Annotated in this window: 26 protein-coding genes; 15 read left to right on the forward strand and 11 right to left on the reverse strand. The window is 72.2% G+C overall.

Going from position 1 to position 26,472, the window contains the following annotated elements; translation table 11 throughout:
* Nucleotides 1-22: 22 nt before the first annotated feature.
* Nucleotides 23-427, reverse strand: coding sequence for a nitroreductase family deazaflavin-dependent oxidoreductase (locus tag ABFJ78_RS23295; RefSeq protein ID WP_436388464.1), 405 nt, complete (start codon nucleotides 425-427; stop codon nucleotides 23-25).
* 216 nt (nucleotides 428-643) lie between these two features.
* On the opposite strand from ABFJ78_RS23295, the gene ABFJ78_RS23300 reads away from it, so the two are divergent.
* The 9 genes from ABFJ78_RS23300 to ABFJ78_RS23340 all read left to right on the forward strand — a co-directional run bounded on the left by ABFJ78_RS23300 (nucleotide 644) and on the right by ABFJ78_RS23340 (nucleotide 10,775).
* Nucleotides 644-1,684 carry a LacI family DNA-binding transcriptional regulator gene (locus ABFJ78_RS23300; RefSeq protein WP_436388465.1) on the forward strand — a complete coding sequence of 347 codons (1,041 nt, stop codon included), beginning with the start codon at nucleotides 644-646 and terminating at the stop codon, nucleotides 1,682-1,684.
* Nucleotides 1,685-1,769: 85 nt separating this feature from the next.
* Complete coding sequence (locus ABFJ78_RS23305) at nucleotides 1,770-2,903, forward strand: DUF993 family protein (RefSeq protein WP_436388466.1); 1,134 nt, start codon at nucleotides 1,770-1,772, stop codon at nucleotides 2,901-2,903.
* Nucleotides 2,903-3,715: a sugar phosphate isomerase/epimerase family protein gene (locus ABFJ78_RS23310; RefSeq protein ID WP_436388467.1), complete on the forward strand. Its 813-nt coding sequence runs from the start codon at nucleotides 2,903-2,905 to the stop codon at nucleotides 3,713-3,715. The genes ABFJ78_RS23305 and ABFJ78_RS23310 overlap by 1 nt, the downstream gene beginning before the upstream one ends.
* A gap of 257 nt (nucleotides 3,716-3,972) precedes the next feature.
* Complete coding sequence (locus ABFJ78_RS23315) at nucleotides 3,973-4,683, forward strand: response regulator transcription factor (protein ID WP_436388468.1); 711 nt, start codon at nucleotides 3,973-3,975, stop codon at nucleotides 4,681-4,683.
* A 3-nt stretch (nucleotides 4,684-4,686) separates the two neighbouring features.
* Nucleotides 4,687-5,970 carry a sensor histidine kinase gene (locus ABFJ78_RS23320; protein WP_436388469.1) on the forward strand — a complete coding sequence of 428 codons (1,284 nt, stop codon included), beginning with the start codon at nucleotides 4,687-4,689 and terminating at the stop codon, nucleotides 5,968-5,970.
* Nucleotides 5,971-6,087: 117 nt separating this feature from the next.
* Nucleotides 6,088-7,479, forward strand: coding sequence for an amino acid permease (locus tag ABFJ78_RS23325; protein ID WP_436388470.1), 1,392 nt, complete (start codon nucleotides 6,088-6,090; stop codon nucleotides 7,477-7,479).
* Nucleotides 7,476-8,219, forward strand: coding sequence for a carbon-nitrogen hydrolase family protein (locus ABFJ78_RS23330; RefSeq protein ID WP_436388471.1), 744 nt, complete (start codon nucleotides 7,476-7,478; stop codon nucleotides 8,217-8,219). The genes ABFJ78_RS23325 and ABFJ78_RS23330 overlap by 4 nt, the downstream gene beginning before the upstream one ends.
* On the forward strand, nucleotides 8,216-9,907 hold the full coding sequence (locus ABFJ78_RS23335; RefSeq protein ID WP_436388472.1) for a flavin monoamine oxidase family protein: 1,692 nt from the start codon (nucleotides 8,216-8,218) through the stop codon (nucleotides 9,905-9,907). Before ABFJ78_RS23330 ends, ABFJ78_RS23335 begins: the two co-directional genes overlap by 4 nt.
* Before the next feature lie 223 nt (nucleotides 9,908-10,130).
* Nucleotides 10,131-10,775: a TetR/AcrR family transcriptional regulator gene (locus tag ABFJ78_RS23340; protein ID WP_436388473.1), complete on the forward strand. Its 645-nt coding sequence runs from the start codon at nucleotides 10,131-10,133 to the stop codon at nucleotides 10,773-10,775.
* A gap of 96 nt (nucleotides 10,776-10,871) precedes the next feature.
* On the opposite strand, the gene ABFJ78_RS23345 is transcribed toward ABFJ78_RS23340, so the two are convergent.
* Nucleotides 10,872-11,615, reverse strand: coding sequence for a TetR/AcrR family transcriptional regulator (locus tag ABFJ78_RS23345; RefSeq protein WP_436388474.1), 744 nt, complete (start codon nucleotides 11,613-11,615; stop codon nucleotides 10,872-10,874).
* 67 nt (nucleotides 11,616-11,682) lie between these two features.
* Between ABFJ78_RS23345 and ABFJ78_RS23350 the strand changes: the two genes are divergently transcribed.
* Together ABFJ78_RS23350 and ABFJ78_RS23355 are read left to right on the forward strand one after the other, a co-directional pair.
* The gene (locus ABFJ78_RS23350; RefSeq protein WP_436388475.1) at nucleotides 11,683-12,549 is read left to right on the forward strand and encodes an alpha/beta fold hydrolase; all 867 of its coding nucleotides are present in this window, start codon (nucleotides 11,683-11,685) and stop codon (nucleotides 12,547-12,549) included.
* 83 nt (nucleotides 12,550-12,632) lie between these two features.
* The gene (locus tag ABFJ78_RS23355; protein WP_436388476.1) at nucleotides 12,633-13,019 is read left to right on the forward strand and encodes a hypothetical protein; all 387 of its coding nucleotides are present in this window, start codon (nucleotides 12,633-12,635) and stop codon (nucleotides 13,017-13,019) included.
* 59 nt (nucleotides 13,020-13,078) lie between these two features.
* On the opposite strand, the gene ABFJ78_RS23360 is transcribed toward ABFJ78_RS23355, so the two are convergent.
* A complete protein-coding gene (locus tag ABFJ78_RS23360; protein WP_436388477.1) occupies nucleotides 13,079-14,320 on the reverse strand; it encodes a PucR family transcriptional regulator in 1,242 nt (413 codons plus the stop codon).
* A 102-nt stretch (nucleotides 14,321-14,422) separates the two neighbouring features.
* Between ABFJ78_RS23360 and ABFJ78_RS23365 the strand changes: the two genes are divergently transcribed.
* A complete protein-coding gene (locus tag ABFJ78_RS23365) occupies nucleotides 14,423-15,262 on the forward strand; it encodes an SGNH/GDSL hydrolase family protein (protein ID WP_436389000.1) in 840 nt (279 codons plus the stop codon).
* On the opposite strand, the gene ABFJ78_RS23370 is transcribed toward ABFJ78_RS23365, so the two are convergent.
* From ABFJ78_RS23370 to ABFJ78_RS23390, 5 genes are read right to left on the reverse strand one after another with little or no spacing between them, the layout of a single operon-like run.
* Nucleotides 15,252-15,770 carry a pyridoxamine 5'-phosphate oxidase family protein gene (locus tag ABFJ78_RS23370; RefSeq protein ID WP_436388478.1) on the reverse strand — a complete coding sequence of 173 codons (519 nt, stop codon included), beginning with the start codon at nucleotides 15,768-15,770 and terminating at the stop codon, nucleotides 15,252-15,254. The two genes, ABFJ78_RS23365 and ABFJ78_RS23370, sit on opposite strands and share 11 nt — an antisense overlap.
* Before the next feature lie 2 nt (nucleotides 15,771-15,772).
* On the reverse strand, nucleotides 15,773-16,756 hold the full coding sequence (locus ABFJ78_RS23375; RefSeq protein ID WP_436388479.1) for an LLM class F420-dependent oxidoreductase: 984 nt from the start codon (nucleotides 16,754-16,756) through the stop codon (nucleotides 15,773-15,775).
* On the reverse strand, nucleotides 16,753-17,940 hold the full coding sequence (locus ABFJ78_RS23380; protein ID WP_436388480.1) for an acetyl-CoA acetyltransferase: 1,188 nt from the start codon (nucleotides 17,938-17,940) through the stop codon (nucleotides 16,753-16,755). Before ABFJ78_RS23380 ends, ABFJ78_RS23375 begins: the two co-directional genes overlap by 4 nt.
* 4 nt (nucleotides 17,941-17,944) lie before the next feature.
* The gene (locus ABFJ78_RS23385; protein WP_436388481.1) at nucleotides 17,945-19,636 is read right to left on the reverse strand and encodes a class I adenylate-forming enzyme family protein; all 1,692 of its coding nucleotides are present in this window, start codon (nucleotides 19,634-19,636) and stop codon (nucleotides 17,945-17,947) included.
* Nucleotides 19,633-21,105 carry a carotenoid oxygenase family protein gene (locus ABFJ78_RS23390; RefSeq protein ID WP_436388482.1) on the reverse strand — a complete coding sequence of 491 codons (1,473 nt, stop codon included), beginning with the start codon at nucleotides 21,103-21,105 and terminating at the stop codon, nucleotides 19,633-19,635. The genes ABFJ78_RS23385 and ABFJ78_RS23390 overlap by 4 nt, the downstream gene beginning before the upstream one ends.
* 139 nt (nucleotides 21,106-21,244) lie before the next feature.
* Here ABFJ78_RS23390 and ABFJ78_RS23395 point away from each other — a divergent pair, with 139 nt between their 5' ends.
* Complete coding sequence (locus ABFJ78_RS23395) at nucleotides 21,245-22,201, forward strand: winged helix-turn-helix transcriptional regulator (RefSeq protein ID WP_436388483.1); 957 nt, start codon at nucleotides 21,245-21,247, stop codon at nucleotides 22,199-22,201.
* A gap of 71 nt (nucleotides 22,202-22,272) precedes the next feature.
* The gene (locus ABFJ78_RS23400) at nucleotides 22,273-22,458 is read left to right on the forward strand and encodes a DUF5302 domain-containing protein (protein ID WP_086858770.1); all 186 of its coding nucleotides are present in this window, start codon (nucleotides 22,273-22,275) and stop codon (nucleotides 22,456-22,458) included.
* Between the two features lie 191 nt (nucleotides 22,459-22,649).
* Here ABFJ78_RS23400 and ABFJ78_RS23405 read toward each other — a convergent pair whose 3' ends face one another.
* On the reverse strand, nucleotides 22,650-23,576 hold the full coding sequence (locus ABFJ78_RS23405; RefSeq protein ID WP_436388484.1) for an MBL fold metallo-hydrolase: 927 nt from the start codon (nucleotides 23,574-23,576) through the stop codon (nucleotides 22,650-22,652).
* An 84-nt stretch (nucleotides 23,577-23,660) separates the two neighbouring features.
* On the opposite strand from ABFJ78_RS23405, the gene ABFJ78_RS23410 reads away from it, so the two are divergent.
* Complete coding sequence (locus tag ABFJ78_RS23410) at nucleotides 23,661-24,605, forward strand: LysR substrate-binding domain-containing protein (protein ID WP_436388485.1); 945 nt, start codon at nucleotides 23,661-23,663, stop codon at nucleotides 24,603-24,605.
* On the opposite strand, the gene ABFJ78_RS23415 is transcribed toward ABFJ78_RS23410, so the two are convergent.
* Nucleotides 24,590-25,393, reverse strand: a complete 804-nt coding sequence (locus tag ABFJ78_RS23415) for a serine hydrolase (RefSeq protein ID WP_436388486.1) — start codon at nucleotides 25,391-25,393, stop codon at nucleotides 24,590-24,592. The genes ABFJ78_RS23410 and ABFJ78_RS23415 overlap by 16 nt on opposite strands.
* Complete coding sequence (locus ABFJ78_RS23420; protein ID WP_436388487.1) at nucleotides 25,390-26,463, reverse strand: Glu/Leu/Phe/Val dehydrogenase dimerization domain-containing protein; 1,074 nt, start codon at nucleotides 26,461-26,463, stop codon at nucleotides 25,390-25,392. The genes ABFJ78_RS23415 and ABFJ78_RS23420 overlap by 4 nt, the downstream gene beginning before the upstream one ends.
* Nucleotides 26,464-26,472: the final 9 nt, after the last annotated feature.

Genomic DNA, 26,472 nt, shown 5'->3' on the forward strand with positions numbered 1-26,472 from the left:
CGCGCGCCGAACGCGGCGCAGATCACAGTCGCTCGAGAACCACCACAGGAATCTCGCGGTCCGTCTTCTTCGCGTAGTCGTTGTAGTCCGGCCAGACGGCGGCGAGCTTTTCCCACAGCTTCGCGCGCTCCTCGCCCTCGGCCGTGCGGGCGCGGGCCTTGAACTTGTCCGCCTTCACCTGCACGCCGACCTCGGGGTTCTCGACGAGGTTGAAGTACCAGCCGGGGTGGTTCGGGGCGCCACCCTTGGAGGCGACGATCACCGGGTTGCCGTCGACTTCCTGGTAGATCAGGGCGAACTTGCGGTCCTGCCCGGTCTTGCGGCCCTTGGTGGTCAGCACGAGGGTCGGGACACCGTCCTTCCAGTCGTGGCCGACCTCGCCGTCGGTCTCCTCGTAGCGGCGGACGTGCTCGTCACCGAACAGCATGCGTGTTCCTTTCGCGGTCTTCGGGGCAGTGGCGTTCAAACCACTTGAAGGTTCTCCTTGTTTTCAACAAACCCGTGGCCGCGGATCTTCCCGCGCAATTCACTCGAACGGGTCAGGTCCCCCGGCCAGCGGCTTCTCCCGGCCCACCCCCCTCCCAGTAGATTGCACCGACCGAGCACGCCGAGACACCCGAAACCGATCTTGGAGGAGCCAGCCATGAAGGCCCGGCCGCACGTGACACTGGAAGACGTGGCACGCAGCGCGAACGTCTCGCTCGCGACGGCGTCGCGGGTGCTCAACGGCACCGCGTCCGTCCGCGCCGACCTGCGGGAGCGGGTTTCCGCCGCCGCGGCCGAACTGGCCTACGCCCCCAACGCGCACGCGCAGGCGCTCGCCGGGGGCACCCACCGCACGGTCGGCGTGATCTGCCACGACGTCAGCGACCCGTACTTCGCGGCGATCGCCGGCGGGGTGATGCGGGTGGCCACCGACAACGGGCTGCTCGTGATGCTGGCCGGCACCTTCCGCGATCCGGACCGCGAAGTCGCCTACGTCTCGACGCTGCGCGCGCAGCGGGCCGCGGCGATCCTGCTGATCGGCTCGGCGTTCGAGGACCGCGCGTGGGAACGCGCGATGGCCGCCGAACTCGAGCCCTACCGCCGCGGCGGCGGGCAGGTCGCGGCGGTCAGCCGGCACCGCGGGCTCAAGATCGACACCGTGCAGCCGGACAACAAGGGCGGCGCCGCGGCGCTCGCGAAGGCACTGGCCGGGCTCGGCCACAAGCGGTTCGCCGTGCTGGCCGGGCCGCGGAAGCTGAGCACCGTCATCGACCGGCTGGCCGGGTTCACCGACGGCCTCGCCGAGCATGGCATCACCCTGCGCGAGGACGACGTCATCGAGGGCGCGTTCACCCGCGACGGCGGCTACGAGGCGACGAAGCGGCTGCTGGCCGGCCGCAAGCGCAAGCTGCCGACCTGCGTCTTCGCCGTCACCGACGTGATGGCGATCGGCGCGATGACGGCGTTGCGCGAGGAAGGCCTGTCCGTGCCCGGGGACATTTCGGTCGCCGGCTTCGACGACATCCCGGTCGTCCGCGACCTCGCCCCGGCGCTGACCACGGTCCGGCTGCCGCTGGAGGAGCTCGGCGAACGGGCGATGGACCTGGCGGTCAAGGGGGCCGCGGGGACCCGGCCGCGGACCGTCCGGCTGTCGGGCGAAGTCGTCCTGCGGGACAGCACCGCGCGCCCCAAGCGCTGACCCCCGGTCGGGCCTTGTCGTGCTCCGGCACAGGCCCTACCGTGGAATCGAGAAAGCGCTTTCTGACTCCCGCGGAGGTCACCCGATGCTCGTGCTCCCGGTCCCCGGCGGTGGGCTCGTGAACTGGTCGCCGTCCGGCCCGCCGCGGCCCGGGCCGCCGGGCACGCCGCCGTCCTCGCGGATCGCCTACGCCGCCGTGCACGTCGTCGTGGACGCGCTCGCCGACGAACCCGACACGATCGACTGGGACACCACCCTGGCCTTTCGCGAGCACCTCTGGGCGTGCGGGCTCGGCGTGGCGGAGGCGATGGACACCGCGCAGCGCGGCATGGGGCTCGACTGGGCGACCACCCAAGAGCTCGTGACGCGCACCGGGGCGATCGCCGGCGGCCGCCGGTGGTGCGCCGGTGTCGGCACCGACCAGCTGCCCGCGGGTCCGGCCACTCCGGCGTCCATTGTGGACGCCTGGCGTGAACAGCTGGACCTGGTCGGCGGCGCGGGGGCGGTCCCGGTCGTCATGGCGAGCCGCGCGCTGGCCGCGGCGGCGAAGGGCCCCGACGACTACCACGCGGCCTACGGGAAGCTGCTGTCCGAGGCGAGCGGCCCGGTCCTGCTGCACTGGCTGGGCGAACAGTTCGACCCGGCGCTGGCCGGCTACTGGGGCCACCACGACGTCCGCGCGGCGGCCGGAGAGCTGGCCGCGCTCTGCGCCGAGCACGCGGGCACGATCGCCGGGGTGAAGGTCTCGGTGCTGGACGCCGAGGTCGAGACCGAGTTCCGGCGCGCGCTGCCCGAGGGCGTCGCCTGCTACACCGGCGACGACTTCCACTACCCGCGGCTCATCGCGGGCGATGGCCAAGGTCACAGCGAGGCTCTGCTCGGCATCTTCGACCCGATCGCCCCGGTGGCCGCGGCCGCGCTGGCCCGGCTGGACGACGGCGACCGCGCCGGGTTCGCGGCCCTGCTCGACCCGACCGTGCCGCTGGCGCGCGAGATCTTCCGCGCCCCGACCCGGCACTACAAGACCGGCGTCGTCTTCCTGGCCTACTTGAACGGCCATCAAGAGCACTTCCGGATGCTCGCCGGCAGCGAGTCCGCGCGCACGATCACCCACCTGGCCACGCTGCTGCGGCTGGCCGACGCGGCGGGCGTGCTCGCCGACCCCGACCTGGCCGTCGCCCGGATGCGGCCGGTGCTGCGGGTCGCGGGGGTGGCGTGATGGACCCGCGGTTCAGCCTCAACCAGATCACGACCAAGGCCTGGTCGCTGCCGGAGGCGGCGGCCGGGTGCGCGGCGGCCGGCGTCGGGTGGATCGGGCTGTGGCGGGACAAGGTCGCGGAAACCGGGGTCGACGCGGCCGCGCGGCTGCTGAAGGACCACGGGGTGCGGGTTTCGTCGTTGTGCCGCGGCGGGTTCTTCACCGGCGTGACGCCGGAAGGGTCCCCTGTGGACGGTGTGGCGCGGACGCGGGAGGCGATCGACGAGGCCGCGACGCTGGGCGCCGACGTCCTCGTACTGGTCGTGGGCGGGATCGCGGGCAACGACCTCGCGGCGTCCCGGCAGCGGGTCGCGGACGCGGTGGGCGAGCTGGCACCGTACGCGGGCGAACGCGGCGTGCGGCTCGGCCTGGAGCCGCTGCACCCGATGCAGTGCGCGGACCGGTCGGTGCTGTCCACGGTGGACCAGGCGCTGGCGATCGCGGCCGAGCACCCGGCCGAGCAGGTGGGGGTGATCGTCGACGAGTTCCACGTGTGGTGGGACCCGCGCATCGAGGCGTCGATCGCCGCGGCGGCCGGCCGGATCGCCGGGTTCCACGTGTGCGACGTGCTGGTGCCGCTCCCGGACCCGCTGCTGGGGCGCGCGCTGCCGGGCGACGGCCCGATCGACCACCGCCACCTGCGCGCGGCGGTCGAGGCGGCGGGGTACACCGGCCCGATCGAGGTGGAGGTCTTCAACGCCGACCTGTGGGCGCGGCCGGGCGCGGAGGTGCTGAGCGAGACCGTCGCGGCGTTCGAGCGACACGTCGCCTGAGGTCAGCGCGGCCGATCCGGTCGCCCGCACGTCATGAACGGGTCGTTCACCTCGTCAGACGACATGAACGACCCTTTCATGGCATCGCCGCGACGCCGGGCAGGTGGTCCGGCAGCCGGTTCGGGCCCGCCGAAGTGGCTGCGATTACCGAGGCCGCCCCCGAGCCGCACTGCGGATATCGCAGATCGGCCTCGGGACACGGGCGGAATAGGCCACAGTCGTCGGGATTCCCGCGGGTCGTTGGTTAGGCTCCCGGCATGCCGAACCTGCTGGTGGTGGAAGACGACGCGGCGATCGGCAGCGTGCTCGAATCGACCCTGCGACTGCACGGTTACCAAGTGTGCTGGCGCCGCGACGGCCGCACCGCCCTGCAGGCCGCCGAGGCCGGCGAATTCGACTTCGTGCTGCTCGACCTGGGCCTGCCCGACCTCGACGGCGTCGAGGTCTGCCGCCGCCTGCGGAGCGCCTTGCCGGTCGCCGTGCTGGTCATCCTCACCGCCCGGCAGGAGGAGATGGACGTCGTCGTCGGCCTCGACGCCGGGGCCGACGACTACCTCACCAAGCCGATCCGGCTGGGCGAGCTGCTGGCCCGGGTGCGTGCGCACCTGCGCCGCGGCGCGCCGGCCGGGGCCCGGCCGCCGGTGACCGTCGGCGGGCTGACCGTCGACATCGCCGGCCGCCGCGCCACCGTGGGCGGGCACGAGGTCGTGCTGCGGGCGAAGGAGTTCGACCTGCTGGCGCGGCTGGCCGAGCAGCCCGGGGTCGCCGTCAGCCGCGAGACGCTGATGTCCGAGGTCTGGGACGCGCACTGGTACGGCTCGACGAAGACCCTGGACGTGCACATCGCGGCGGTGCGCCGCAAGCTCGCGTCGGCCGCCGGGCCCGAGGTCGAGGTACCCCGGATCGCCACCCTGCGCGGCCACGGCTACCGGCTGGAGGATCCCACGCGGACCCTCGCCGAGGGCTGAGGCGTGCGCCGCCGGATCACCTCGCTGACGGTGCTGGCCGCACTCGTCGCCACCGTGCTGTTCGCGCTGCCCCTGGGCTTCGCGGTGTGGCAGTACTACCACGACGACGTGAAGGGCGACCTGGAGCGGGCCGCGGACACCACCGCGCTCGCCGTGTCGGAAGACCTGAACGCCGGCCGGCGGCCGGCCGTGCCCCCGCTCGACGAGGAGGACGACGAAGCCAGGGGCGAGGTCGCGATCTACGCCCCGGACGGCCGGCTGCTCGCCGGGCACGGGCCCGCCGTGGCCGGCCCCGTCGAGCGGCAGGCGGCCGAGGCCACGGTGGACGTCGTCATCGGCCGCGAAGGCGACGAAATGGCGCTGGCCGTGCCGGTGGTCAGCGGCCCCCGGGTGACCGGCGTCGTCCGCGCCGCGATGCCGCTGTCCCAGCTGCGGCTGCGGATCATCCTGACCTGGCTCGGCATGGCCGGGCTCGCGGTCGCGACGACCGGGGTCAGCTGGCTGATGGCCCGGCGGTCCACCAAGCGGCTGGTGCGCCCCATGGAGGAGCTCGCCGCCGCGGCCGAACGGCTCGGCGACGGCGACTTCACCGCCCGGGCGCCCCGGGCGGGCATCGCCGAGATCGACCAGGTCGGCGAGGCGCTCGACACCACGGCCGCCCGGATCGGCGAGACGCTGGAACGCGAGCGCGCGTTCTCGGCGGAGGCATCGCACCAGCTGCGGACCCCGCTGACCGGGCTGCGCCTGCAGCTCGAAGCCGCGTTGCAGACGCCGGCCGCCGACCCGTACGCGGCGATCCGCTCCGGGATCGCTTCCGCCGACCGGCTGGAACGCACGATCGACGACCTCCTGGCCCTGGGCCGGGAGCGCCGGGCGCCGCGGGCGGAGCTCGACCTCGACGCCCTCCTCGACGAACTCCGGCAGTCCGGCGAAGCCCTGCTGACCCCGCGTGGACGGGCGCTGCGGATCATCCGGCAGGACCCGCCGCCGGCCCGGGTCGCGGCCGCGGCCGTCCGGCAGGTGCTCGGCGTGCTGCTGGACAACGCGGTGACCCACGGGCGGGGCACCGTCACGGTGGTGGCCCGCGACGCCGGGGACACGCTCGCCATCGACGTCGCCGACGAAGGCCCCGACCTCGGCGAAACCGACCCGTTCGCGGCCGCGACCGGCGGGGACGGGATCGGCCTCCGCCTCGCGCGTGGCCTCGCCGAAGCCGAGGGCGGCCGGCTGCGGCTGAGCAAGCCCGAGCCGCCGACGTTCACGCTGCTGCTCCCCGCCGCCGAGTAGCTCGCGGAACGATTCGCCATGTTTCACACGTCCTGTGCAATGAATCACCTGTGATTCATCTGTACGCGCAACGTCGTCCTGTTTTGTGCGTCCAGGACGGCCGATACCGTCGTCGGCATGAATCTGCGGGCCGCGACGGTGCGGCGGAAACCGGTCGCCGATCTGGTCGCCGAAAGTGATCACGGCACGTTGAAGCGGTCGCTCGGCCTCGGGCAGCTCACCACGCTGAGCATCGGCGCGACGCTGGGCAGCGGCATCTTCGTCGTGCTGGGCGAAGCCGTCCCGGTGGCCGGACCGGCGGTGGTCCTGTCGTTCGTGCTCGCCGGCGTCACCGCGCTGTTCTCCGCGCTCTCCTACGCCGAGCTCGCCGGCATGATCCCGCTGTCCGGTTCGTCCTACTCCTACGCCTACGCCACGCTCGGCGAGCTGGTCGCCTGGGTCTGCGGCTGGTGCCTGGTGCTCGAATACGGCGTCTCGGTCGCTTCGGTCGCCGTCGGCTGGGGACAGTACCTCAACGAGCTGCTGCGGCTGGCCTTCGGCTTCGCCATTCCCGACGCGCTGAGCCAGCCGCCCGGGTCGGGCGGGGTCGTCAACGTGCCCGCGATCGTCGTCGTGCTCCTGGCGATGGTCCTGCTGCTGTCCGGCGCGAAGGAGAGCGCGCGGGCCAACGCCGTCATGGTCGCGGTGAAGATCGGCACGCTGGTGCTGTTCTGCGCGATCGCGTTCACCGCGGTGAAGGCGCGGAACTTCAGCCCGTTCCTGCCGCTCGGGCTGGCCGGGATGAGCGCCGGCGGCGCCAAGCTGTTCTTCTCCTACATCGGGTTCGACGCCGCGTCGACCGCCGGCGAGGAGGCGAAGAACCCGCAGCGCGACCTGCCGCGGGCGATCCTGCTCTCGCTCGGCATCGTCACCGTGCTCTACTGCCTGGTCGCCGTGGCCGCCGTCGGCGCGCTGCCGTGGCAGCAGTTCGACGGTCAGGAAGCCGCGCTGTCGCACGTGCTGGGTGTCGTGTCGGGCAACCCGTTCTGGGCCGGCCTGCTCGCGGTCGGCGCGATCGTGGCGATCTCCAGCGTCGTGCTGACCGTCCTCTACGGACAGACGCGCATCCTGTTCGCGATGTCCCGCGACGGCCTCGTGCCCAAGTCGCTGTCCAAGGTGGACGCCAAGTCCGGCTCGCCGCGGATCAACACGCTGGTCGTCTCGGCCTTCGTCGCCGTCCTGGCCGCGTTCATCCCGCTGGGCAAGCTCGCCGACGCCACCAGCATCGGGACGCTGTTCGCGTTCCTGCTGGTCAACATCGCCGTCCTGCTGCTGCGGCGGCGCCAGCCCGACCGGCCGCGCTCGTTCCGCGTGCCGTTCTCGCCGGTGACGCCGATCCTCGGCGTGCTCTGCTGCGGCTACATGATGTTCAGCCTCGACGGCGCCACCTGGGTCGTCTTCGGCGGCTGGATGGCGCTCGGCCTGCTGATCTACTTCGGCTACGGGATCCGGCGGTCGAGGCTGGCATGAGGGTCGCGATCCACCAAGGTCCGCTGGGCGACCTGCCCCGGACGGGCGCCGACCTCGTCGTCACTGCGGAGATGAGCACGACGGGCTACCACATCGGCGCGCGCACGCACGAACTCGCCGAACCCGCCGACGGTCCGACGGCGGCCAAGATGTCCGCACTGGCCCGGGAAACCGGAACCGCGTTGGTGTACGGCTACCCCGAAACCGACGGCGGCACCGTCTACAACAGCGTCCAGCTCATCGACGCCACCGGGCGGCGGCTGGCGAACTACCGCAAGACCCACCTGTTCGGCGACCTCGACAAGAGGTGGTTCACCCCGGGCGACGAGCCGGTCGTGCAGGCCGACATCGCGGGCGTCCGGATCGGGCTGCTGATCTGCTACGACGTCGAGTTCCCCGAACTGGTCCGTGCCCACGCGCTGGCCGGCACCGAACTGCTGGTCGTGCCGACCGCCCTGATGAGCCCCTACGAGCTCGTCGCCGACACGCTGGTTCCGGCGCGAGCCTACGAAAGCCAGCTGTTCGTTGCCTACGCCAACCGTTGCGACGTCGAACAGGAGCTGTCCTACTGCGGCCGCTCCTGCGTCGCCGCCCCGACCGGCGAGGTCCTGGCCCGCGCGGGCGCCGGACCCGCGCTGATCGAGGCCGAAGTGACCCGGGAAGCGCTCACCGCGTCCCGGCTGGAGAACACCCACCTGGCCGACCGGCGGCCCGAACTGTACCGAGGAACCACCGCATGACCTCCGCTGTCCCGACCGCGATCCACCACGACGAGCCGGCGGGCCGCCCGATCACGATGTTCGGGCCCGACTTCCCGTTCGCCTACGACGACTACCTCGCGCACCCCGCCGGGCTCGGCTCGATCCCGGCCGAGCGCCACGGCACCGAGGTGGCGGTGATCGGCGGTGGTCTGTCCGGCATCGTCACCGCGTACGAGCTGATGAAACTGGGTCTGCGGCCGGTGGTCCACGAGATCGCGGAGATCGGCGGCCGGCTGCGCACGGTCCGCTTCCCGGGCTGCCCCGACGACGTCGTCGCCGAGATGGGCGCGATGCGCTTCCCGCCCGCGTCGACCGCGCTGTTCCACTACATCGACAAGGTCGGCCTCGAAACCACGCCGTTCCCGAACCCGCTGGCGCCCGAGACGCCGAGCACCGTAGTCGACCTCAAAGGACAGAGTCACTACGCGCGCACGCCCGAGGACCTGCCCGCGGTCTTCCGCGACGTCGCCGCGGCGTGGGACCGGACCCTGGCCGAGCACGCGTCCTTCGCCGAGATGCAGACGGCGATCCGCGACCGCGACGCGAAGACGATCAAGCGGCTGTGGAACGAGCTCGTCCCGCGGCTGGACAACCAGACGTTCTACGGCTTCCTCTGCGACTCCCCCGCGTTCGCCTCCTTCCGCCACCGCGAGATCTTCGGCCAGGTCGGCTTCGGCACCGGCGGCTGGGACACCGACTTCCCCAACTCCATCCTGGAGATCCTGCGCGTCGTCTACACCGGAGCCGACGACGAGCACCGCAGCATCGTCGGCGGGAGCAGGCAGCTCCCGCTGCGGTTGTGGGAGCACGCGCCCGCGGAAACCGCTTTCTGGCCTGCCGGAACGTCGCTGGCGTCGCTGCACGAGGGCGGACCGCGACCGGGCGTGACGAGGCTGCACCGGACGGCGCCGAACAACATCACGGTGACCGACGCGTCCGGGCACATCCGGACGTACCCGGCGGCGGTGTTCACCGCGCAGAGCTGGATGCTGCTGTCCAAGATCGAATGCGACGAGGCACTGTTCCCCATCGACCACTGGACGGCGATCGAGCGCACGCACTACATGGAGTCGTCGAAGGTGTTCGTGCCGGTGGACCGGCCGTTCTGGCTCGACCCCGACTCGGCGACCGGCCGCGACACGATGAGCATGACGCTCACCGACCGCATGCCGCGGGGCACGTACCTGCTCGGCGACGACCCCGCGAAGCCCGCGGTGATCTGCCTGTCCTACACGTGGGCCGACGACTCGCTGAAGTGGCTGCCGCTCTCGGTGGGCGAGCGCGTCGAGGTGATGCTCGGTTCGCTGCGCGAGATCTACCCGGGGGTGGACGTCCGGCGGCACATCATCGGCGACCCGGTGACGGTGTCGTGGGAGGCGGAGCCGCACTTCATGGGCGCGTTCAAGGCGAACCTGCCGGGCCACTACCGCTACCAGCACCGGCTGTTCACGCACTTCATGCAGGATTCGCTGCCGGCGCGGTACCGGGGGCTGTTCCTGGCGGGCGACGACGTGTCGTGGACGGCGGGCTGGGCGGAAGGCGCGGTCCAGACGGCGCTCAACGCGGTGTGGGGCGTGCTGCACCACTTCGGCGGGAGAACCGATCCGGTGAACCCGGGGCCCGGGGACCTGTTCGACGACCTCGCGCCGATCACGCTGCCGGACTGAGCGTGCCGGCCGGTACGCACCGCGCGCGGCCGCGACGACAGCAATGAGTCATTCACCACGCCCCACGACAGGAATGAGTCATTCACTACGTCAGGGCGCGCCGGCCACGGAACCGGGCGCGACTGATCACGCTGCCGGACCGAGCGTGCCCCGATCGTGCCATCGGGTCCGGCATCGTGCCCATTGCCCTGCCCCGCCCCAGCCCACGTGCGACGATGGGACCATGAACACCGAGCCGGCGCCGAGATGGCGAAGACTGGAACCGGACGAACGGAAGGAACAGATCTACGCTTGCGCGGCGCGGCTGTTCGGTGAACGTCCCTACTCCGAAGTGTCCACTTCGGACATCGCCGCGGCAGCCGGCGTCGCGCGGGGGTTGATCAACCACTACTTCGGCACGAAACGCGAGCTGTACCTGGAAATCATCCGCCGCGCGCTGACCGTGCCGCGGCTGGCCGTCGAAATCCTCCCGGACGGGCCGCTCGAACTGCGCGCCGACGTCGCCATCGAGTGGTTCCTCGACATGGTCACCAGCCAGGAGCGGATGTGGCTCGCCGCGATCGCGCCGGAAGGCATCGGGCGCGACCTCGAAGTCGAGCGCATCCTCGAAGAAGCCGACCGCGAATCCGCCGACCGCGTACTGGAAGCCGTCGGGCTCTCCAGCGCGAGCGAACACGGCCCGGAGCTCAACGCGCTCGTGCGCGCGTTCGGCGGGATGGTGAAGTCCGCCGGCCGGGAATGGCTCGTGCGCGGCTCCCTGACCCGCGCCCAGGTGCACCTGCTGCTGTCCAAATCGCTCGTCACGCTCGTCGGCGAGATCTTCCCGGCGATCCAGGCGGAACCGGGGCGGCGCAACGGTCCGGAATAGACCGAAGCCCCCGGCGCCACGAGGGGGAGGAGGGCGCCAGGGGCTCCGGGCCGGCGGCGGACCGCCGACGCACGTCCACGGTACGCCGGGGCGCTGTCAAGTCGCTGTCAACCCCGCGTCGCCCGATTCGCCCAGTTCGCCGAGGCGGTGGGCGAGCCCGTCGAGGCACCGGCCGACCGCGTAGTCGTACAGCTGCGCGTAGTAGCCCGCCGCGAGGTCGGGATCGCCCATCAGGTCGTGCATCGCCGCGCCGAGCTCGGCCATCCCGGGCAGGTCGGCCCGCTCGCGGTAGGTCGCGTACTCCTCGGTGTTGTCGATCCGCAGCGCGAGCGCGCCGTCGCGGTCGTCCTCCATCGCGACGAACTGGCACGCGGTCATCAGCAGCAGGTTGTACGCCAGCACGCTCTCGCGGCCGAAACCCGCCTTCAGCAGCACGCCGACGCCGGCGTCGATGCTCAGCGTGGCCGCCTTGACCGACGGGCCGAACAGCGCCAGCCGCCGCGCGCAACCCGGGTACGTGCGCAGCAGCGCGCGCAGCGACGCCAGCAGCTCGGTGAACCACTCCTGCCACGGCAGGTCCCCGGCGGGCAGCTCCAGCAGCCCGACCACCCGGTCGACGACGGCGTTGACCACCGCGTCGCGGTCGCCGACGTGGTGGTAGATCACCGCCGGATAGGCCTCGACCGCGCGCGCGAGCTCCCGCAGCGTCCAGTTGTCGAGGCCGCGTTCGGCGGTCAGGGCCGTCGCGGCGTCGATGATCCGGTCGGCCGTGAGCGCCGGCAGTCCCGCCGCGGCGCGCGACCGGGGGCGCTGGCCCGTGCCCGAGGATGAGGTCGGCATGGGGGGTAACGGTAACCGCACGGGTGGGACCGGTGCCAGGGCCGCGGGAGTACGGCAGGATCGGGGAATGGCACGCGCACAGGCCAACGGTCTCGAGCTCGAGTACGACACCTTCGGCGATCCGGGCGGTCCGCCGCTGGTGCTGGTGATGGGGCTCGGCGCCCAGATGATCACCTGGGAGGATGGTTTCTGCGAACTCCTCGCCGCGCGCGGGTTCTTCGTGGTCCGCTACGACAACCGGGACGTCGGGCTCTCGACGTGGCTCGACGACCTGCCCGCGCCGGACCTGGCCGCGCTGGCCGCCGGCGACCTGTCCACGGCGCCCTACCGGCTTTCGGACCTGGCCGACGACGCCGTCGGGCTGTTCGACGCGCTCGGCATCGAACGCGCGCACGTCGTCGGCGCGTCGATGGGCGGGATGATCGTGCAGCAACTGGCGATCGACCACCCGGACCGGCTGCTGTCGGTCACGTCGATCATGTCGACGACCGGCGACCCCGCGGTCGGGCAGGCCGAACCGTGGGCGCTGGCGCTGCTGGCGCGCCCGCCGGCGTCGACCCGCGAGCAGGCGCTCGCCGACAGCGTCGACGGCTACCGGCGGCTGGGCTCCCCCGGCTACCCGGACGACGAGGCGTTCCTGCTGGCCAAGGCGACGCTGCACTACGACCGCGCCCGCCACCCGGTGGGCACGCTGCGCCACGCGGCGGCGGTGATGGCGTCGGGCGACCGGACGGCCGGCCTGCGCTCGGTGCGGCTTCCGGCGTTGGTCGTGCACGGCGACGCCGACCCGCTGATCGACGTGAGCGGCGGCAAGGCGACGGCGGAGGCCATCCCGGGCGCGGAGCTGTTGGTGATCCCGGGAATGGGGCACAACCTGCCGCGCGCGGTGTGGCCGACGCTGGTTTCGGCGATCGCCCGCGTGACGGGTCAATAGCGCGTCAAGATCCGGGGGTACGGGCGTAGGGAATGTGTCCGGGGTCATGCTCGGCGGGCTGGTCCGCGGCTTTGCTGGACGGCATGAGTGGTGGCTTCGGGTTCCCGTTCGGCTGCGTGGCCGCGGTGATCGCGGTGGTGCTGGCGGAGCTCTGCGGTGCGACGGGACATCCGTGGTACGCGCTGGTCACGCTCGGGCCGGTGGTGCTGCTGACGGTGGTGTGGAGCTCGGTCGCCGCCGCGATCGGGGTCGCGGCGGTGGCGTGGGCGCTGGACTCGGGGTTCGTGCTCGGCCGGGCCGGGGAGCTGCGGTTCGACGCGGCTTCGGCGGTGGCCGCGAGTGTGCTCGCGGCAGCGCTGGTGGTGGGGTGGGCCGCGCGCGCTCGGCAGCGGGTGTCGGTGCGGGTACCCGCGCCCCGCCGGCCTGCGGAAGCCGGCATCCGCCGCGCCGACCTGACCGGGGTGGGCTGACAGGTGATGGGCCTCGGCGGGATCGGGAGGCTCGCCGAGGCCGGTCCCCTCCACCCCGATCACCCGCGCCGCGGCTCCGAAGCCCGCCGGGCCGCCAACGCGGCGATGATCCGCGGCAACCCCGCCGGGTGCAGCGGGTCGATCCCCGTCAGATCCCGCACCCTCCGCAGCCGGTAATCCACCGTGTTCGGGTGGACGTGCAAGCGGGCCGCCGTGCGGCGGCGGTTCGTGTCCAGCTCCAGGTACGCCGCCAGCGTCTCGATCAGCTCCGGGTGCGCGTCCAGCGGGGTCAGCACCGCCGCGAGCCGGTCGCGGGCCTCGCCCGGGCGGGTCAGCTGGTACTCCACCAGGACGTCGTCCAGCCGGTACAGCCCCGGCGGCCGCCCGAACCAGCGCAGCACTTCCAGCACCTCGCCCGTCCGCGCGGCCACGAGCCGGACCTCCGACGGCGCCGCCGTCTCCGCCGCGGCCAGCACGTCGACCCCCGCCGCGCGGCCGGCCGTGTCCAGCAGTGAACGCCACTCCGCCACGTCGGCGAGCCGGCCGGCCAGCGGCAGCAGCACCAGCCCGCCCGGCCCGTCCAGCGACGCCAGGACCCCGTCGCCGCAGGACTGTTCGAACGCCGCCAGGAACCGCCGCAGCTTGCGGCGGATCGCGATCCCCGCGTCGACGCCCGGGGACGCCTCGTCGGCGTGCGGCCCCAGCTCGACGCTCAGCACCAGGTACCGCGCCGGCAGCGTGATGCCGGCGCTGCGGGCGACGCCGTCGACCGGGCCGCCGTCGGCGAGCACCGACAGCAGCGTCCGGCGCGCGGTGTGCTCCTGCCCGACCTTCGTGCGCAGCTCCTCGAGATAACCCCGCGTGACGGCGCCGGTGATCGTGCCGACGAACGCGAGCACCCGGTCGGCGACGTCGAGGAGGTCCGCGACGTCCGCGCTGCCCGACTCGGCCGAGCCGACGGCGAAGATCTCCCGAGCGCCGACGTGGTACGCGGTCAGCACGGCCTCCAGCGGGAAGCCCTCCTCGGCGCGGCGCACCGCGGACGCGCCGATCTGCCGCAGCTCGGCGTCGTTGAGCTGCCGGTCCTCGCGCAGGCTGCGGGCGAACGCGCGGACCGCCTGCTGGGTGATCCGCGCGATGTCGCCGGCCAGCTCCTCGACCGGCAGCCGCCGGTAGTCGGCGACCTCTTCCTGGATGCGCGTCAGCACCCGCGCGATCAGCTCGGGCTCCTCCCGGGTCAGCCGTTCGTGGACGCGCTGCCCGCCGAGGGTCAGGTCGCCGCCGGTTTTGTGCTCCGTCACAACCGATCCCCTCGTTCTCTGCCCGGATTCCCAGTCAATCCGGGCACCCTCGGTGCCGATGGTGTCACGGAAGCCAACTACGTCAAGGAGGACGGCGTGCGAGTGAGAACAACGGCGTTCATCACGATCATGGTCGCGGCTTTGGTGACGACAGCGGGTACGGCGGCCGCGGCCACCGGCGAGTACGTCGCCCTGGGGGACTCGGCGGCGGCCGGCCCGCTGATCCTGCCCCCGGACCTGTCGTCCCCGGGCTGCCTGCGCTCCCTCGCGGACTACCCGCACGTCGCCGCGAAGCAGCTCGGCGTCCCGCTGAAGGACGTCACGTGCTCCGGCGCGACGACCGCGGACATGTACGCGCCCCAGCAGACGGAAGCCGGCGCGGTCCCGCCGCAGCTCGACGCGCTCAGCGCGACCACCGAGACCGTCACCGTGACCATCGGCGGCAACGACGTCGGCCTGGTCGGCGCCGCCACCAGCTGCATCAACCTGCTGCCCGGCATCAACCCCGACTGCGTCGACCGCTACACCGCCGGCGGCCACGACCAGCTGGCCGAGAAGATCGCCGCGTTCGAACCGACGTGGGGCGCGCTGCTGGACGCGATCCACGCGAAGGCGCCGAACGCCGACGTCTTCGTCGCCGGCTACGGCACCTACCTGCCGCGCAACGGGTGCTGGCCGATCGCGCCACTGACCCCGCGCGACGCGAACTACATCCAGGGCAGCATCGACAAGACGAACGCGGCCCTGGCCCGGCAGGCCGCCGCGCACAACGCGCGGTACGTCGACGTGCGGACGGCGTCGATCGGGCACGACGTCTGCAAGCTGCCCGGCGTCAAGTGGTTCGAGAGCGTGATCCCGACCGCGGTCGCCGCCCCGCTGCACCCCAACGCCGACGGCATGCGGCACATCGGCGCGGTGGTGGCCGCGGCCGTCAGCGGGTGAAGTCCCAGCGGGACGCGCCGTAGGGCTCGGCGCAGGCGACGCCGATCGCCCGGGTGGGCACGAGCCGGTACAGGAACCACGGCGCGGGCCCGGCGCTCGGCGCCATGAAGGACGCGTTGAAGCCGCCGTTTTCCACCGTCGCGGGCCAGCCGCCCTCGCGGTAGACGGCCGCCACGCGCTCGAGAGTGGCGGCATCGGAAATCCGCTCGGCCTCGCCCTCCAGGGTGAGGTCGAGCCCCTTCAAGCGCACCGAGACGCTGCACGCCGGGTTCGCCGCCAGGTTGCGGGCCCGGCGCGTGCCGTCCCCGCTGACGAAGTAGAGGGCGTCGTCGACCCAGATCGCGCCCACGCCGGCGGCGTGCGGCCGGCCGTCGGGACGGACGGTCCCGACGAAGAAGGTCAGGTCCTCCTTCGGGGTCTGGGTCGCGAGGAGGTCGCGCGCCCGGCTCCACGGCAGCGCCGGGGAGCCGTTCTGGTCGAGGTTCTTGGTCTTCGTGGGTTCAGTCATGCCTACGCGTCGAACGGGACGACCGCGGATCGACACGCGGCGAGGGTTTTCGCGCCACCGGGGTCGTCGTCGCTGGTCGCGGGCACGATCGCCAGTTCGTCGATCCCCGCTTCCGCGTACTCCCGTGCCTTCGCGGCGACGTCCTCGCGGGAGCCCAACAGCCCCACCGTCGCGATCGCCTCGACCGGCACCGCGGCCAGCAGCTCACGCGGGTGCGGCCGGGTGCGCGCGAAGTCCACCAGCTCGCCGAACCCGGCCTCGCGGAACATTTCGCCGTACCCGGGCGCCGCCAGGTACCCGACGACCCCGCGGCGCAGCTGCTCGATCTCCGCGGGGCCCGGATCCACCGCGCCGACCACCCACGCGGCGACCGGCGGCGGCGCGACCTCCGCCCGCGCGGCCGCGTCCCGCAGCCCCCGCACCAACGAAGCCGCGGTGGCGGGACTGACCAGGTTGACCACCATCCGGTCGGCGTGCCGCGCGGCGACGCCGAGGGCCCGCGGGCCGAACGCGGCGATCGTCAGCGGCGACTTCGGCGCGGCCAGCCGCAACCGGTACCCCTGCGAGCCGACCACCGTCCCGTCCACTGTGGACTTCTCGCCGTCGAGCAACTGCCGGACGGCGACCGCCGACTCCTCGAGCGCGGTGGCCGCGCGGGAACGGGACCGGCCGTGCCAGCCGCGCACGACGACGTCGCTGGACGTGCCCAGCGCGACCCCGGTGACCCGGCCGGTCAGGGCCGCGACCGACGCGACGCCCATCGCGATCGTCGCCGGGTCCCGCACGGTCACGGCCAACGGCCCGAACGTCAGCGAGATCCGCGAAGTCGCCGCCCCGATCGCGGTCCCCAGCGCGAACGCGTCCCACGTCGCCATCTCGCCGACCCACAGCTCCGGGTAGCCGGCGGCCTCGGCGGCGCGCGCGGTTTCCAGGGCCTCCTCCGGCGGGCGGTCCTGCCAGAGCCCCAGCGACACCGAAAGCCTCATGCGGTGACCACCATCGTGACGACCGTGGTGAACGAGCCGCCGACATTGAGCGTCAACGCCGTCCGCGCGCCCTCGACCTGCGTTTCGCCCGCGGTCCCGGTCACCTGCCGGGCGACGTCGTGCAGCATGCGGACGCCGGTCGCGCCGACCGGGTGGCCGAGTCCGAGCAGGCCGCCGCTCGGGTTGATCCCGGCCGCGTCGAGCCCGCCGTCGGCGATGAACCGGCCGCCGTCGCCGGGCGGCGCGGCGCCGAGGTGTTCCAGCGCGACCAGCCCGGTGATCGTGAAGCAGTCGTGCAGTTCGACGACGTCGAGCGCGTCCGGCCCGGCCACGCCCGCGCGCTCGTAGGCGTCGACGACCGCGCCGCGCAGGTGCGGGAACAGGTACTCGCCGTCAGCAGCCAGCTTCTCGGCCAGGCCGATGTGGGACGTGCGGTGCCCGAAGCCCGCGATGCGCGGGAAGCCGCCGCCCAGGCGGTCGGCGAACGACGGCGAGGCCAGCACGACCGCCGCCGCGCCGTCGGTGATCCGGCCGCAGTCCTGCTTGCGCAGGCGGCCTTCGATCAGCGGGTTCAGCTCGTCGTCGGCGCCGAACGCGCCCTCCGGGAAGCGCCAATCGCGGGCCTGCGCCAGCGGATTGCGGGCCGCGCGGTCGAAAGCGTGCGCAGCGAACTGCCCGAGGTGGTCGGGGTCGAGCCCGTACCGCTCGTCGTACACGGAAGCGACGTCGGCGAACAGCGCGGGCCACGGGAACTTCGCGCCGACGGCCTCGTGCCCGGCCCACGCGGCGGACCCGAGGTGCTCGGCCGCGCGCTGCCCGTCGACGTTCCGCATCAGCTCGACGCCGGCCACCAGCGCCACGTCGTACCGGCCCGCTTCGATATCGGCGCACGCGGCGAGGACGGCGGTGCTGCCGGACGCGCACGCGGCTTCGTGCCGGGTCGACGGCACCCCGTCCAGCTCCGGGACGGCGGCCACCAGCAACCCGCCCAACTGAGCTTGCCCGGTGAACAGCTCGGCCGCGAGGTTCCCGATGTGCGCGACTTCGATGTCTTCGGCGCCGACTCCGGCGTCCGCGAGGGCGGCGGGCACGACCTCGGCGAACAGCTCGAGGACCCCGCGCCCCTCTTTCGCGTAGTTGCGCGCGAAGTCGGTCTGCGCCCCGCCCAGCACGAACACGGTCATGGCCTCACTCCAGACTTTCCCGCAGCTGCCGCTTCAGGATCTTCCCCACCGGGTTGCGAGGCAAGGCATCGGCGTACTCGAGCCGTTCCGGCAGCTTGAACGCGGCCACCTTCTTCTCGCGCAGATACGCGACCAGCTCGTCGAGCGACGGCTTCCGCGCGCCCGGCACGACGACCGCGCAGACCCGCTCCCCCATGACGTCGTCGGGGACGCCGATGACGCCGACGTCGGCGACGTCCGGATGCCCGGCCAGCAGACCCTCGACCTCGGCCGGCGAGATGTTCATGCCGCCCCGGATGACCAGGTCCTTCATCCGGTCCACGTACTTCAGGAACTCCCCGCGGTCACCGGCGATCTCGAAGACGTCGCCGGTGCGGAAGTGCCCGTCCTCGGCGAAGGACGACCTGTCGAGCGGTTCCCCCAATGCAGTGAGGTAGCCGGCGAACACCGTCGGCCCGGCGATGTGCAGCTCGCCGGGGTGCCCGCGTTCGGTGACGTGCTCGCCGGTGACCGGGTCGTGCAGCCGCACCGACGTCCAGCCGGCCACCGGGGTCGACCAGGTGACGTCGGCGGCGTAGTTCGGGAAGAAGCTCGCGCGCTGGTCCGGGTCCGGGATGTCCACCGGGCCGGACAGCAGCGCGGTGCCTTCGTTGGACCCGAAGAAGTTGATGAGGTCGATGCCGTACCGCTCGGCCCAGCTGCGCACGAGCCACGGCGACAGCGGTGCCGACCCGGACCCGATCTTGCGCAGCGCCGAGATGTCCACTCCGGACAGGATCTTTTCGTTGTGCAGCAACATGGTCAGCAACGCCGGCGGCGCGAGCGTGTACGTCACGCGTTCGGCGGCGAGCTGCCCGAGGAACACCGGCAGGTCGAACGGGTGGTGCGGGACGAATACGGCGCCGGTCAGCAGCCAGGGCAGGAACATCCCGCCGATGCCGGCCATGTTCGTCATCGGGAACGGCGAAAGCAGGACGTCGTCACGCGTGATCCCCGCGGCTTGGACGCAACCGCGCGCGGTCGCGAGCCAATCGCCGTGGCAGCGTGGGACGGCCTTCGGTTCGGATTCGGTGCCGGACGTCCAGCAGATCGTGACGCAGTCGTTGACGTCGGCTTCGGTCAGGTACGAGTCCAAAGTGGATTGCTCCGCTGCGGACAGCGGGTCTTCGGGCCAGGCCAGGGCGCCGGCCGGTTCGTCGTCCCCCCGGGCGACGACGAACCGGACCGACGGCGCCGCAGCGCCGATGAGCCCAAGGGCCGCCCCGGCGAGCTCGTGCTCGCCGTATCTGGATGCGGTCACCACCCCGACGGCACCGGTGCGCCGGCACATCGGGCCGAGTTCGTGTTCCCGGTAGGACACCGGGAACGGGGTGACGATCGCGCCGATCCGCACGATCGCGAGGAACGCCTGGACCAGGGCCGAGCAGTTCGGCAGCTGCACGGCCACGACGTCGCCTGCTCGCACCCCTCCGGCGAGCAGGAACGCGGCCAGGACGTCGACGCGTTCGTCGAGCCGGTTCCAGGTCCACCGCACCGGGTCGCGTCCGACCAGTGCGGCGGTGTTCGGTGGATCGACCAGCGCGAGACCCTCCGGGTCGGCACTGACCCGCTCCTTCACGAGCCGGTCGATCGTCTCCGCACTCCACCATCCCCGCGCCCGGAAGTCCCGGGCGCGACCCTCTCGATGGCATCTCATGAACGGAGGTTTTCCAGCTGGTCCGCCCGGACCCAGGTCGCGTGAAAACCGAGCGGGACACGCTGGGGAAGCAGGACCCTGGCCACGGGTCCGGCAGCGAGATCGGCGGCGTCGAAGATGTCCAGTTCCGAGCGTCCCTCGCGCTCGTCCTGCACGAACGTCACCAGATAACCGTCCGCCGAATCGGCGGCTGCTCCTTCGCGGGGTGCGAACGGAGCCTCACTGCCCCACCGGCCGGGACCGAACCGGTATTCGGTCTTGGCGCCGGCAAGATTGTCGTAGCGCACGAGCCCGTCGAACTTGAGCGTCGACTCGGGCGAGATGTGCACCGCGTAGGAGTACCGGTTCGGCCGGCCGACGCCTCGGGAGTCGACGGTCGGGAACTCGGTGTTGTCGTCGTCGAGCGGGGCCTCGCGGCACACGCCGGTCCGCAGGTTGAAGCGGTAGCGGTGCAGCTGGGCGTCGAGCCGCAGGTAGGAGAGCATCTTCGCGAGCGGCGTGTGCGCGTCGGCCCGCGGGGCCGGCTTGCGCACGCGGCAGACGTCGAGGACGACCTCTTCGCCGGACTCCCAGGCGTTGACGACGTGGTAGATGTAGCACGGGCTCGCTTCGAACCACCGGATCTGGCTACCGTCTCCGTAGCGTGGCATGACGCCGAAGCGGCTCGGCATCGAGCGGTCGAAGTGCAGCTTGTGGCGGCCCTGCTTCGCCGCGTGCAGGTCCTGGACCAGCGGCAGGTCCATCAGCACCGCGTGGTGCTCGGTGATGGCCATGTCGTGCGGCAGGCGCGGGCCGGGCAGCTCGACCTCGGTGGTCTTGACGACCCGGCCGTCCGCGCTGATCACGCCGTAGCGCAGGTAGGGCGGGCGCGGGCCGTAGTCGAACCAGAACAGCTCGCCGGTCCGCTCGTCCACCTTGGGGTGGGCCATCATGTCGCCGACCAGCGTGCCGAGGAAGTCTTCGGCGCCGAGCGTCTCCAGCGAGAGCGGGTCGACCGCGTACGGCGAGCCGCACAGGTACCAGGTCGCGAGGATCCGGCCGCGGTGGAAGATCACGTCGGTGTTCGCGTTGTCCTTGAGGCCCAGGCCGTGGCTGTTGCCGAAGGGGTTGCCCCGCGGGTCCTCCATGACGCCGGTCCAGAGGCCCTTGCCGGCCGCGGACTCGGCCTCGAAGGCCTTCGTGCGGATCCAGCGGTTGCGGTAGCGCGCCTTGCCGTTCTCCAGGTGGACGGCGTGGATCATGCCGTCGCCGTCGAACCAGTGGTAGCGGCCTTCCGGGGCGAACCGCGGGTTGGGGCCGTTGCGCAGGTAGACGCCGTTGAGGTCCTTCGGGATCTCGCCGATGACCTGCAGGTCTTCGGCATCGATCTCTTCTTCGACGGGCGCGTAGACGCCGAGCAGGTAGGGGTTCGCCTCGCCGGTGTCCGCCGTCCGGGCCACCATCAGCGGCTGTTCGGAGGTGCTGGTCATCGGGCTGCTCCCTGACTCTCGGGCTCACCGCGCTGGCTGATGGGAGTGAGACTATGATTTGTGTACCCAGGTGTCAATAGGCTTCTTTTGGTGTAGTCAGCTGCTACCCTGAAGCCTCAGGTAAGAGGGGGATTTGGTCTTGGCCGAGGCGACTGCACAGCGCGTCCGACCCGCGGGGGATCCGCTCCGCAGAGCGCTCGAGCTGGTCGGCGACCAGTGGACGTTGCTGATCCTGCAGAGCCTGTTCCTGCGCTTCCGGCGGTACGAGGAGCTGCGGCTGCGGCTGGGCATCTCGCCGACGGCGTTGTCCGGGCGGCTGCGGGACATGGTGGACGCGGGCATGCTCACGCGCGTGCCGTACCGCGACGCGCGCCGCACGCGGCACGAGTACCGGCTCACCGAGCGCGGCCTGGAGCTGTGGCCGCTGCTGATCTCGATCTGGGCGTGGGAGCGCGAGTGGGTCGAGGGCCGCCGCGAGGTGCTGCCGACGCTGATCCACCTCGACTGCGAGCTGGCTACATCAGCGCCGCTGGGTTGCGGGGCGTGCGGCCGCCGCGTCGACGCGCGTGACGTGCGGGCGTCGCGGCTGGACAGCACCGGCGTCGCGGCGGCGACGGCGTCCAAGCGCTTCCGCCGCAAGGACGCGGAGTCCCTGGCCGGCGACCCGATGATGTTCTTCCCCGACACGATGGAGCTGCTGGGCGACCGCTGGTCGACCGGGCTCCTGGTGTCGGCGCTGCTGGGCTGCCGGCACTTCTCGGAGTTCGAGCGCGAGCTGGGGATCGGGCCGAGCGTGCTGTCGGCGCGGCTGAGCAAGCTGGTCGAGGCGGGCGTGCTGCGGACGGGCACGGCGGCGACCCGGACGGACGCACGCGACTACCGGATGACGGCGAAGGGGCTGGCGTTCTTCCCGGCGCTGGCGTTCATCGCGGAGTGGTCGCGCGGGTTCGAGGTGCCGGGCCAGGAGCCGGACATCACCCTGCACCACGTGGAGTGCGGCAACCGGCTGCGGCCGATCCTGCTGTGCGACCACTGCGGCCGCCCCCTGACGCGCAAGTCGGTGCAGTTCGGCGGAGTTCCGTCCCCGAAACGCTGAAATCGACTCGCCAAGCGGGTGCGGGACTGCCAGGCTGGAGCGGTCACACGTCGTCGTTTTCGGAGGTAGTCATGAGTGAACCGACCCCGTCGCCCAGCGGCGAGGAGGACGACGTCAAGCGCAAGTTCCGCGAGGCACTGGAGCGCAAGCAGGCCCACGCCCGCTCAGGGGCGTCCCACGAGAACGGCGGCGGCAAGAACCAGCACGCCCACGGCCCGGCGGCCAACAAGCGGACGTTCCGCCGCAAGAGCGGCTGAGCTCCCGGCGAGTTCGTGAAGGCCACCTCGAGTTCATCGAGGTGGCCTTCACCGCTTTCAGGGCGTGAACTCGCTCAGGTGGGTTCCGTTGTCCGCGCGGGTCGTGGCACCGATGACATGAATGAGTCATTCATGTCATCAGACGAGGTGAATGACTCATTCATGTCGGTTGAGCGGCCTGGGCACAAGGTCTACGGGGTGAACTCCCCCAAGTGGTCCAGGACCACGAACTCGCTCCCCGGCGAAGCCGCCGCCACCGCCTTGCGCAACACCTCCAAGCCGCCATTCGGGTCGTGCGCCTGTCCCAGCGGCAAGTCGAAGTCGTCCCAGTGCGTCGCCGCCACGTAGCGAGGGTGGCCGAGGGCCGACAGCAGCCGGGGGACGTAGCCCGTCACCTTCGATCCGCCCACCGGTAGCAGCACCACGTCCGGCCGCAACCCCGTCAGCTCGGACTCCACGTAGTTCGAGCCACCGAAGTTCAGCACGCTCGCGCCGCCGCCCGTGACCGCGTAAGCCAGCGTGCCGCCCTCCAGCAGGTCCGAAATCACCCGCGGCCGGTCCCGGCGGGACAGCGGCCGCGAACCCGGGAACGGCACCTGCGCCCGCGCGCCCACCGCCGAATGCAACGACCGCAGCACCCGGATCGAGTAGCCGTCGAACGTCAGGTCCTCGCCGCCGGTGGCGAGTGACAACTGGTCCTCCGGGGCACCCAGCGCCGCCATGAGACTCAAATGCGTCTCGGTCCCCAGCACCGTCGCGCCGGTGCGTTTCGCCAGGTAGGGGACGTCGGTCAGGTGGTCGTAGTGGCCGTGCGTCACCAGGATGTGGTCCGCGCGCAGGAAGCCGCGGTCCAGGTAACCGTCGATCAACGCGCGGTTCACCGACAGCGGCGTGCCGGGGTCCGCGCCCGCCGGGGTGTACGTCCCCGTCTTGAAGCGGGTCAGCCACGGGTCGATCAGGACCGTGTTCGTCCCGATGCGGATCTCCCAGCCGTTGTTCCCCCACCACCGCAAGGTCATCCCCGACGTCCCCGGGGCAGCGGCCGCCGCCGGGGCGCCCGCCAGGATCGCCGCCGCCGCGGCACCCGCGCCGAACAGTCCTCGTCTGCTGACATCCATGCCGGGCACCAGACCACGGACGCGGCGGCGCTGTCCAAGATCGGCACGTCGGCATGTCGATATGCGGACGAGTATCGTCGCAGCGTGGACCACCTCCGATCGTTGCGGTACTTCCTCGTCGTCGCCGACGAACTGCACTTCGGACGCGCCGCGGACCGGCTCGGCATCGCGCAGCCGCCGTTGAGCCAGCGCGTGAAACGGCTCGAAGCCGAGCTGGGCGCGAAGCTGTTCGAACGCGGCCGGCGCGTCACGCTCACCGAAGCCGGCGAAGTGCTGCGCGCCGAAGCCCGCGACGTCCTGAGCCGCTGGGACCGCATGACGACGCTCGTCGCGAAGGCCGAGCGCGGCGAACTGGACGCCCTGCGCGCGGGCGTGCCGCCGGAGCTGCCCGGACCGGTCCTCGCCGCGATCCTGACGAAGTTCGCCGGCGAGTGCCCGACGGTCCGGCTCGACCTGCAGGAGCTGACCACCGCCGAGCAGACGCGCCTGCTGGCCGACCGTTCCCTGGACGCGGGACTCCTGCAACTGCCGGTGGACGTCGTCGGGTTGGAGCTCGGGCCGGCGATCGACACCCCGCTGGGCGTGGTGCTCCCCCGTGACTCGCCGCTCGCGCGCCACTCGGAGCTGGCGCTCGCCGACCTGGCGGGCGAAGGCCTGGTGCACGCGCCGCGCGCGGCCGCGCCGGGGAGTTACGACGCTCTGTTGCGCACGTGCTGGGACCACGGCTTCCGCCCGGCCGCGGTCCGGCACGCCCGCAACCCGGAGTTCGCGCTGGGCCTGGTGCTGGCCGGCCACGGAGTGGCGTTCGAGCCCGGCCCGCGCAAGGAGCCGCGCGTGGTGTGGCGGCCGGTGACGGGTGAGGTGCTGCGGTCGCGGATGGCCTTCGCATGGCCGCCGTCGAGCCCGCACCCGCAGGCCGCGAAGCTGGCGGAAATCGCGGCCGGCGTGCTCGAGGACGACGGGGTGTCGCGGATCGTGCCCGAGCCGCTTGCCGCTCGGCCGTGGGACGTCTTCTACGAGCGCAGCTGATCCACCGCGGCGCGGGCCGCGTCGCCGATCGCGCGGTCGATGTCCGGCCGCCGCAACGTCTCCGCTCCGCCCACCGTGAACACCGCCACCGCGTACGCCGCCGAGTCCGGGTACGTCACCACGCCGATCTCGTTGCGGATCCCCGGCATCGTCCCCGTCTTGGCCGCCACCGTCACCGACGGCGGGAACCCCGCCGTCAACCGGTGCCAGCTCACCTGCGCCGACATCCACGTCAGCACCTGGGCGCCCGGCCCGGGGTCACCCCAGATCGCCGACAGCAACGCAGTCATCTCACGAGGAGTGGTCGAAGACGTCCGAAGTGGATCCAGCGCCCGCAACGGAACCCCGGCCGCCGTGTCCTCCATGATCGTCCGCAGCAGCTCGCGCGGCGGGCCGATCACCGAAGTCCGCGACAAACCCAGCTCCGCCAGAAGAGACCGCACGTTCGCCACGCCCACCCGGTCGAACAGCAGATCCGCGGCCGTGTTGTCCGACACCGTCAACGCCAGCAGCGCCGCGTCCCGCAGGCTGTACGAGACGTCGTCCGCGAAGCCCGCCGAACCGGTGCCGCCCAAGCGGTCCGCCGCCGACGCGCGCACCCGGTCCGTCGGGTCCAGCAGCCCCGCCGCGACCTGGCGGGCGAACTCGTACGCCAGCGGCACCTTCACCACCGACGCCAGCACCACCGGCTCGTCGGCGTCGACACCTACCGAGGAAGCGGACCCGAGCCGGCGGGCGTGCAGGTACCCCCGCACGCCCGCCGCTTCGAAGAACGAACTGAGACTCACACGGTCATGATGGACCGCAGCCGGCCGACCTCCGCCATCCGGCGCTCCGCGAGCCGGTCGGCCGCCGTCGCCGGGGGCACGCCGTCGGCGTCCGCCAGGGCGAACACCGCCTTCGTCGTGTCGTAGATCGCCGTCGTCTTGCGCTTCGCGCGCTCGAAGTCGAAGCCGTGGCGCTCGTCGTCGACCTGGATGACGCCGCCCGCGTTGACCAGGTAGTCCGGCGCGTACAGCACTCCGCGGTCGGCGAGCTGCTTGTCGATGCCCGCGTGCGCGAGCTGGTTGTTCGCCGCGCCGCAGACGATCTTCGCGCCGAGCACCGGCACCGTCGCGTCGTTCAGGACGCCGCCCAGCGCGCACGGCGCGAACACGTCCAGCTCGGTGCGCAGCAGGGTGTCCACATCGGACGCCACCTGCACATCCGGGTGGATCGACCGGGTGCGCTCGATCACGGGCGCGGAGACGTCGGTGATCGTCACCTGCGCGCCGGCGTCCACGAGGTGCCCGACGAGGATGTGCCCGACCTTGCCGACGCCGGCGACGCCGACGCGCTTGCCCGCCAGGTCGGGGCTGCCCCAGAGGTGCTCGGCCGAGGCGCGCATGCCCTGGAAGACGCCGAACGCGGTGAGCACGGACGAGTCGCCCGCCCCGCCGTCCTCGGGCGAGCGGCCGGTGACGTACCGGGACTCGCGGGCCACGACGTCCATGTCCTGCACGTACGTGCCGACGTCGCACGCCGTGATGTAGCGGCCGCCCAGGGACTGCACGAAGCGCCCGTACGCGCGCAGCAGCGCTTCGGACTTGAGCGTCTTCGGGTCGCCGATGATGACGGCCTTGCCGCCGCCGAGGTCGAGCCCGGCCAGCGCGTTCTTGTACGCCATGCCCTTGGACAGCGCGAGCACGTCGTCGAGCGCGTCCGCTTCGGTGGCGTAGGGGTGGAAGCGCGTCCCGCCGAGTGCGGGTCCGAGCGCGGTGGAGTAGATGCCGATGATGGCCTTCAGGCCACTGGCCTGGTCGTGGCAGTACACGACCTGTTCGTGCCCGGTACCCCGGGCGAACACTCCTTCGGTCACGGTGGTGAC

The organism is Amycolatopsis sp. MEPSY49 (assembly GCF_051337345.1).
GTDB lineage: Bacteria > Actinomycetota > Actinomycetes > Mycobacteriales > Pseudonocardiaceae > Amycolatopsis.

Excerpts from the sequence above, each read along its gene's own strand:
- ABFJ78_RS23340 (WP_436388473.1), top strand. The coding sequence starts at position 10,131 with ATGAACACCGAGCCGGCGCCGAGATGGCGAAGACTGGAACCGGACGAA.
- ABFJ78_RS23380 (WP_436388480.1), bottom strand. The coding sequence starts at position 17,940 with ATGACCGTGTTCGTGCTGGGCGGGGCGCAGACCGACTTCGCGCGCAAC.
- ABFJ78_RS23310 (WP_436388467.1), top strand. The coding sequence starts at position 2,903 with ATGGACCCGCGGTTCAGCCTCAACCAGATCACGACCAAGGCCTGGTCG.
- ABFJ78_RS23375 (WP_436388479.1), bottom strand. The coding sequence starts at position 16,756 with ATGAGGCTTTCGGTGTCGCTGGGGCTCTGGCAGGACCGCCCGCCGGAG.
- ABFJ78_RS23315 (WP_436388468.1), top strand. The coding sequence starts at position 3,973 with ATGCCGAACCTGCTGGTGGTGGAAGACGACGCGGCGATCGGCAGCGTG.
- ABFJ78_RS23295 (WP_436388464.1), bottom strand. The coding sequence starts at position 427 with ATGCTGTTCGGTGACGAGCACGTCCGCCGCTACGAGGAGACCGACGGC.
- ABFJ78_RS23370 (WP_436388478.1), bottom strand. The coding sequence starts at position 15,770 with ATGACTGAACCCACGAAGACCAAGAACCTCGACCAGAACGGCTCCCCG.
- ABFJ78_RS23405 (WP_436388484.1), bottom strand. The coding sequence starts at position 23,576 with ATGGATGTCAGCAGACGAGGACTGTTCGGCGCGGGTGCCGCGGCGGCG.
- ABFJ78_RS23400 (WP_086858770.1), top strand. The coding sequence starts at position 22,273 with ATGAGTGAACCGACCCCGTCGCCCAGCGGCGAGGAGGACGACGTCAAG.
- ABFJ78_RS23305 (WP_436388466.1), top strand. The coding sequence starts at position 1,770 with ATGCTCGTGCTCCCGGTCCCCGGCGGTGGGCTCGTGAACTGGTCGCCG.
- ABFJ78_RS23330 (WP_436388471.1), top strand. The coding sequence starts at position 7,476 with ATGAGGGTCGCGATCCACCAAGGTCCGCTGGGCGACCTGCCCCGGACG.
- ABFJ78_RS23355 (WP_436388476.1), top strand. The coding sequence starts at position 12,633 with ATGAGTGGTGGCTTCGGGTTCCCGTTCGGCTGCGTGGCCGCGGTGATC.
- ABFJ78_RS23385 (WP_436388481.1), bottom strand. The coding sequence starts at position 19,636 with ATGAGATGCCATCGAGAGGGTCGCGCCCGGGACTTCCGGGCGCGGGGA.
- ABFJ78_RS23345 (WP_436388474.1), bottom strand. The coding sequence starts at position 11,615 with ATGCCGACCTCATCCTCGGGCACGGGCCAGCGCCCCCGGTCGCGCGCC.
- ABFJ78_RS23350 (WP_436388475.1), top strand. The coding sequence starts at position 11,683 with ATGGCACGCGCACAGGCCAACGGTCTCGAGCTCGAGTACGACACCTTC.
- ABFJ78_RS23390 (WP_436388482.1), bottom strand. The coding sequence starts at position 21,105 with ATGACCAGCACCTCCGAACAGCCGCTGATGGTGGCCCGGACGGCGGAC.
- ABFJ78_RS23300 (WP_436388465.1), top strand. The coding sequence starts at position 644 with ATGAAGGCCCGGCCGCACGTGACACTGGAAGACGTGGCACGCAGCGCG.
- ABFJ78_RS23325 (WP_436388470.1), top strand. The coding sequence starts at position 6,088 with ATGAATCTGCGGGCCGCGACGGTGCGGCGGAAACCGGTCGCCGATCTG.
- ABFJ78_RS23335 (WP_436388472.1), top strand. The coding sequence starts at position 8,216 with ATGACCTCCGCTGTCCCGACCGCGATCCACCACGACGAGCCGGCGGGC.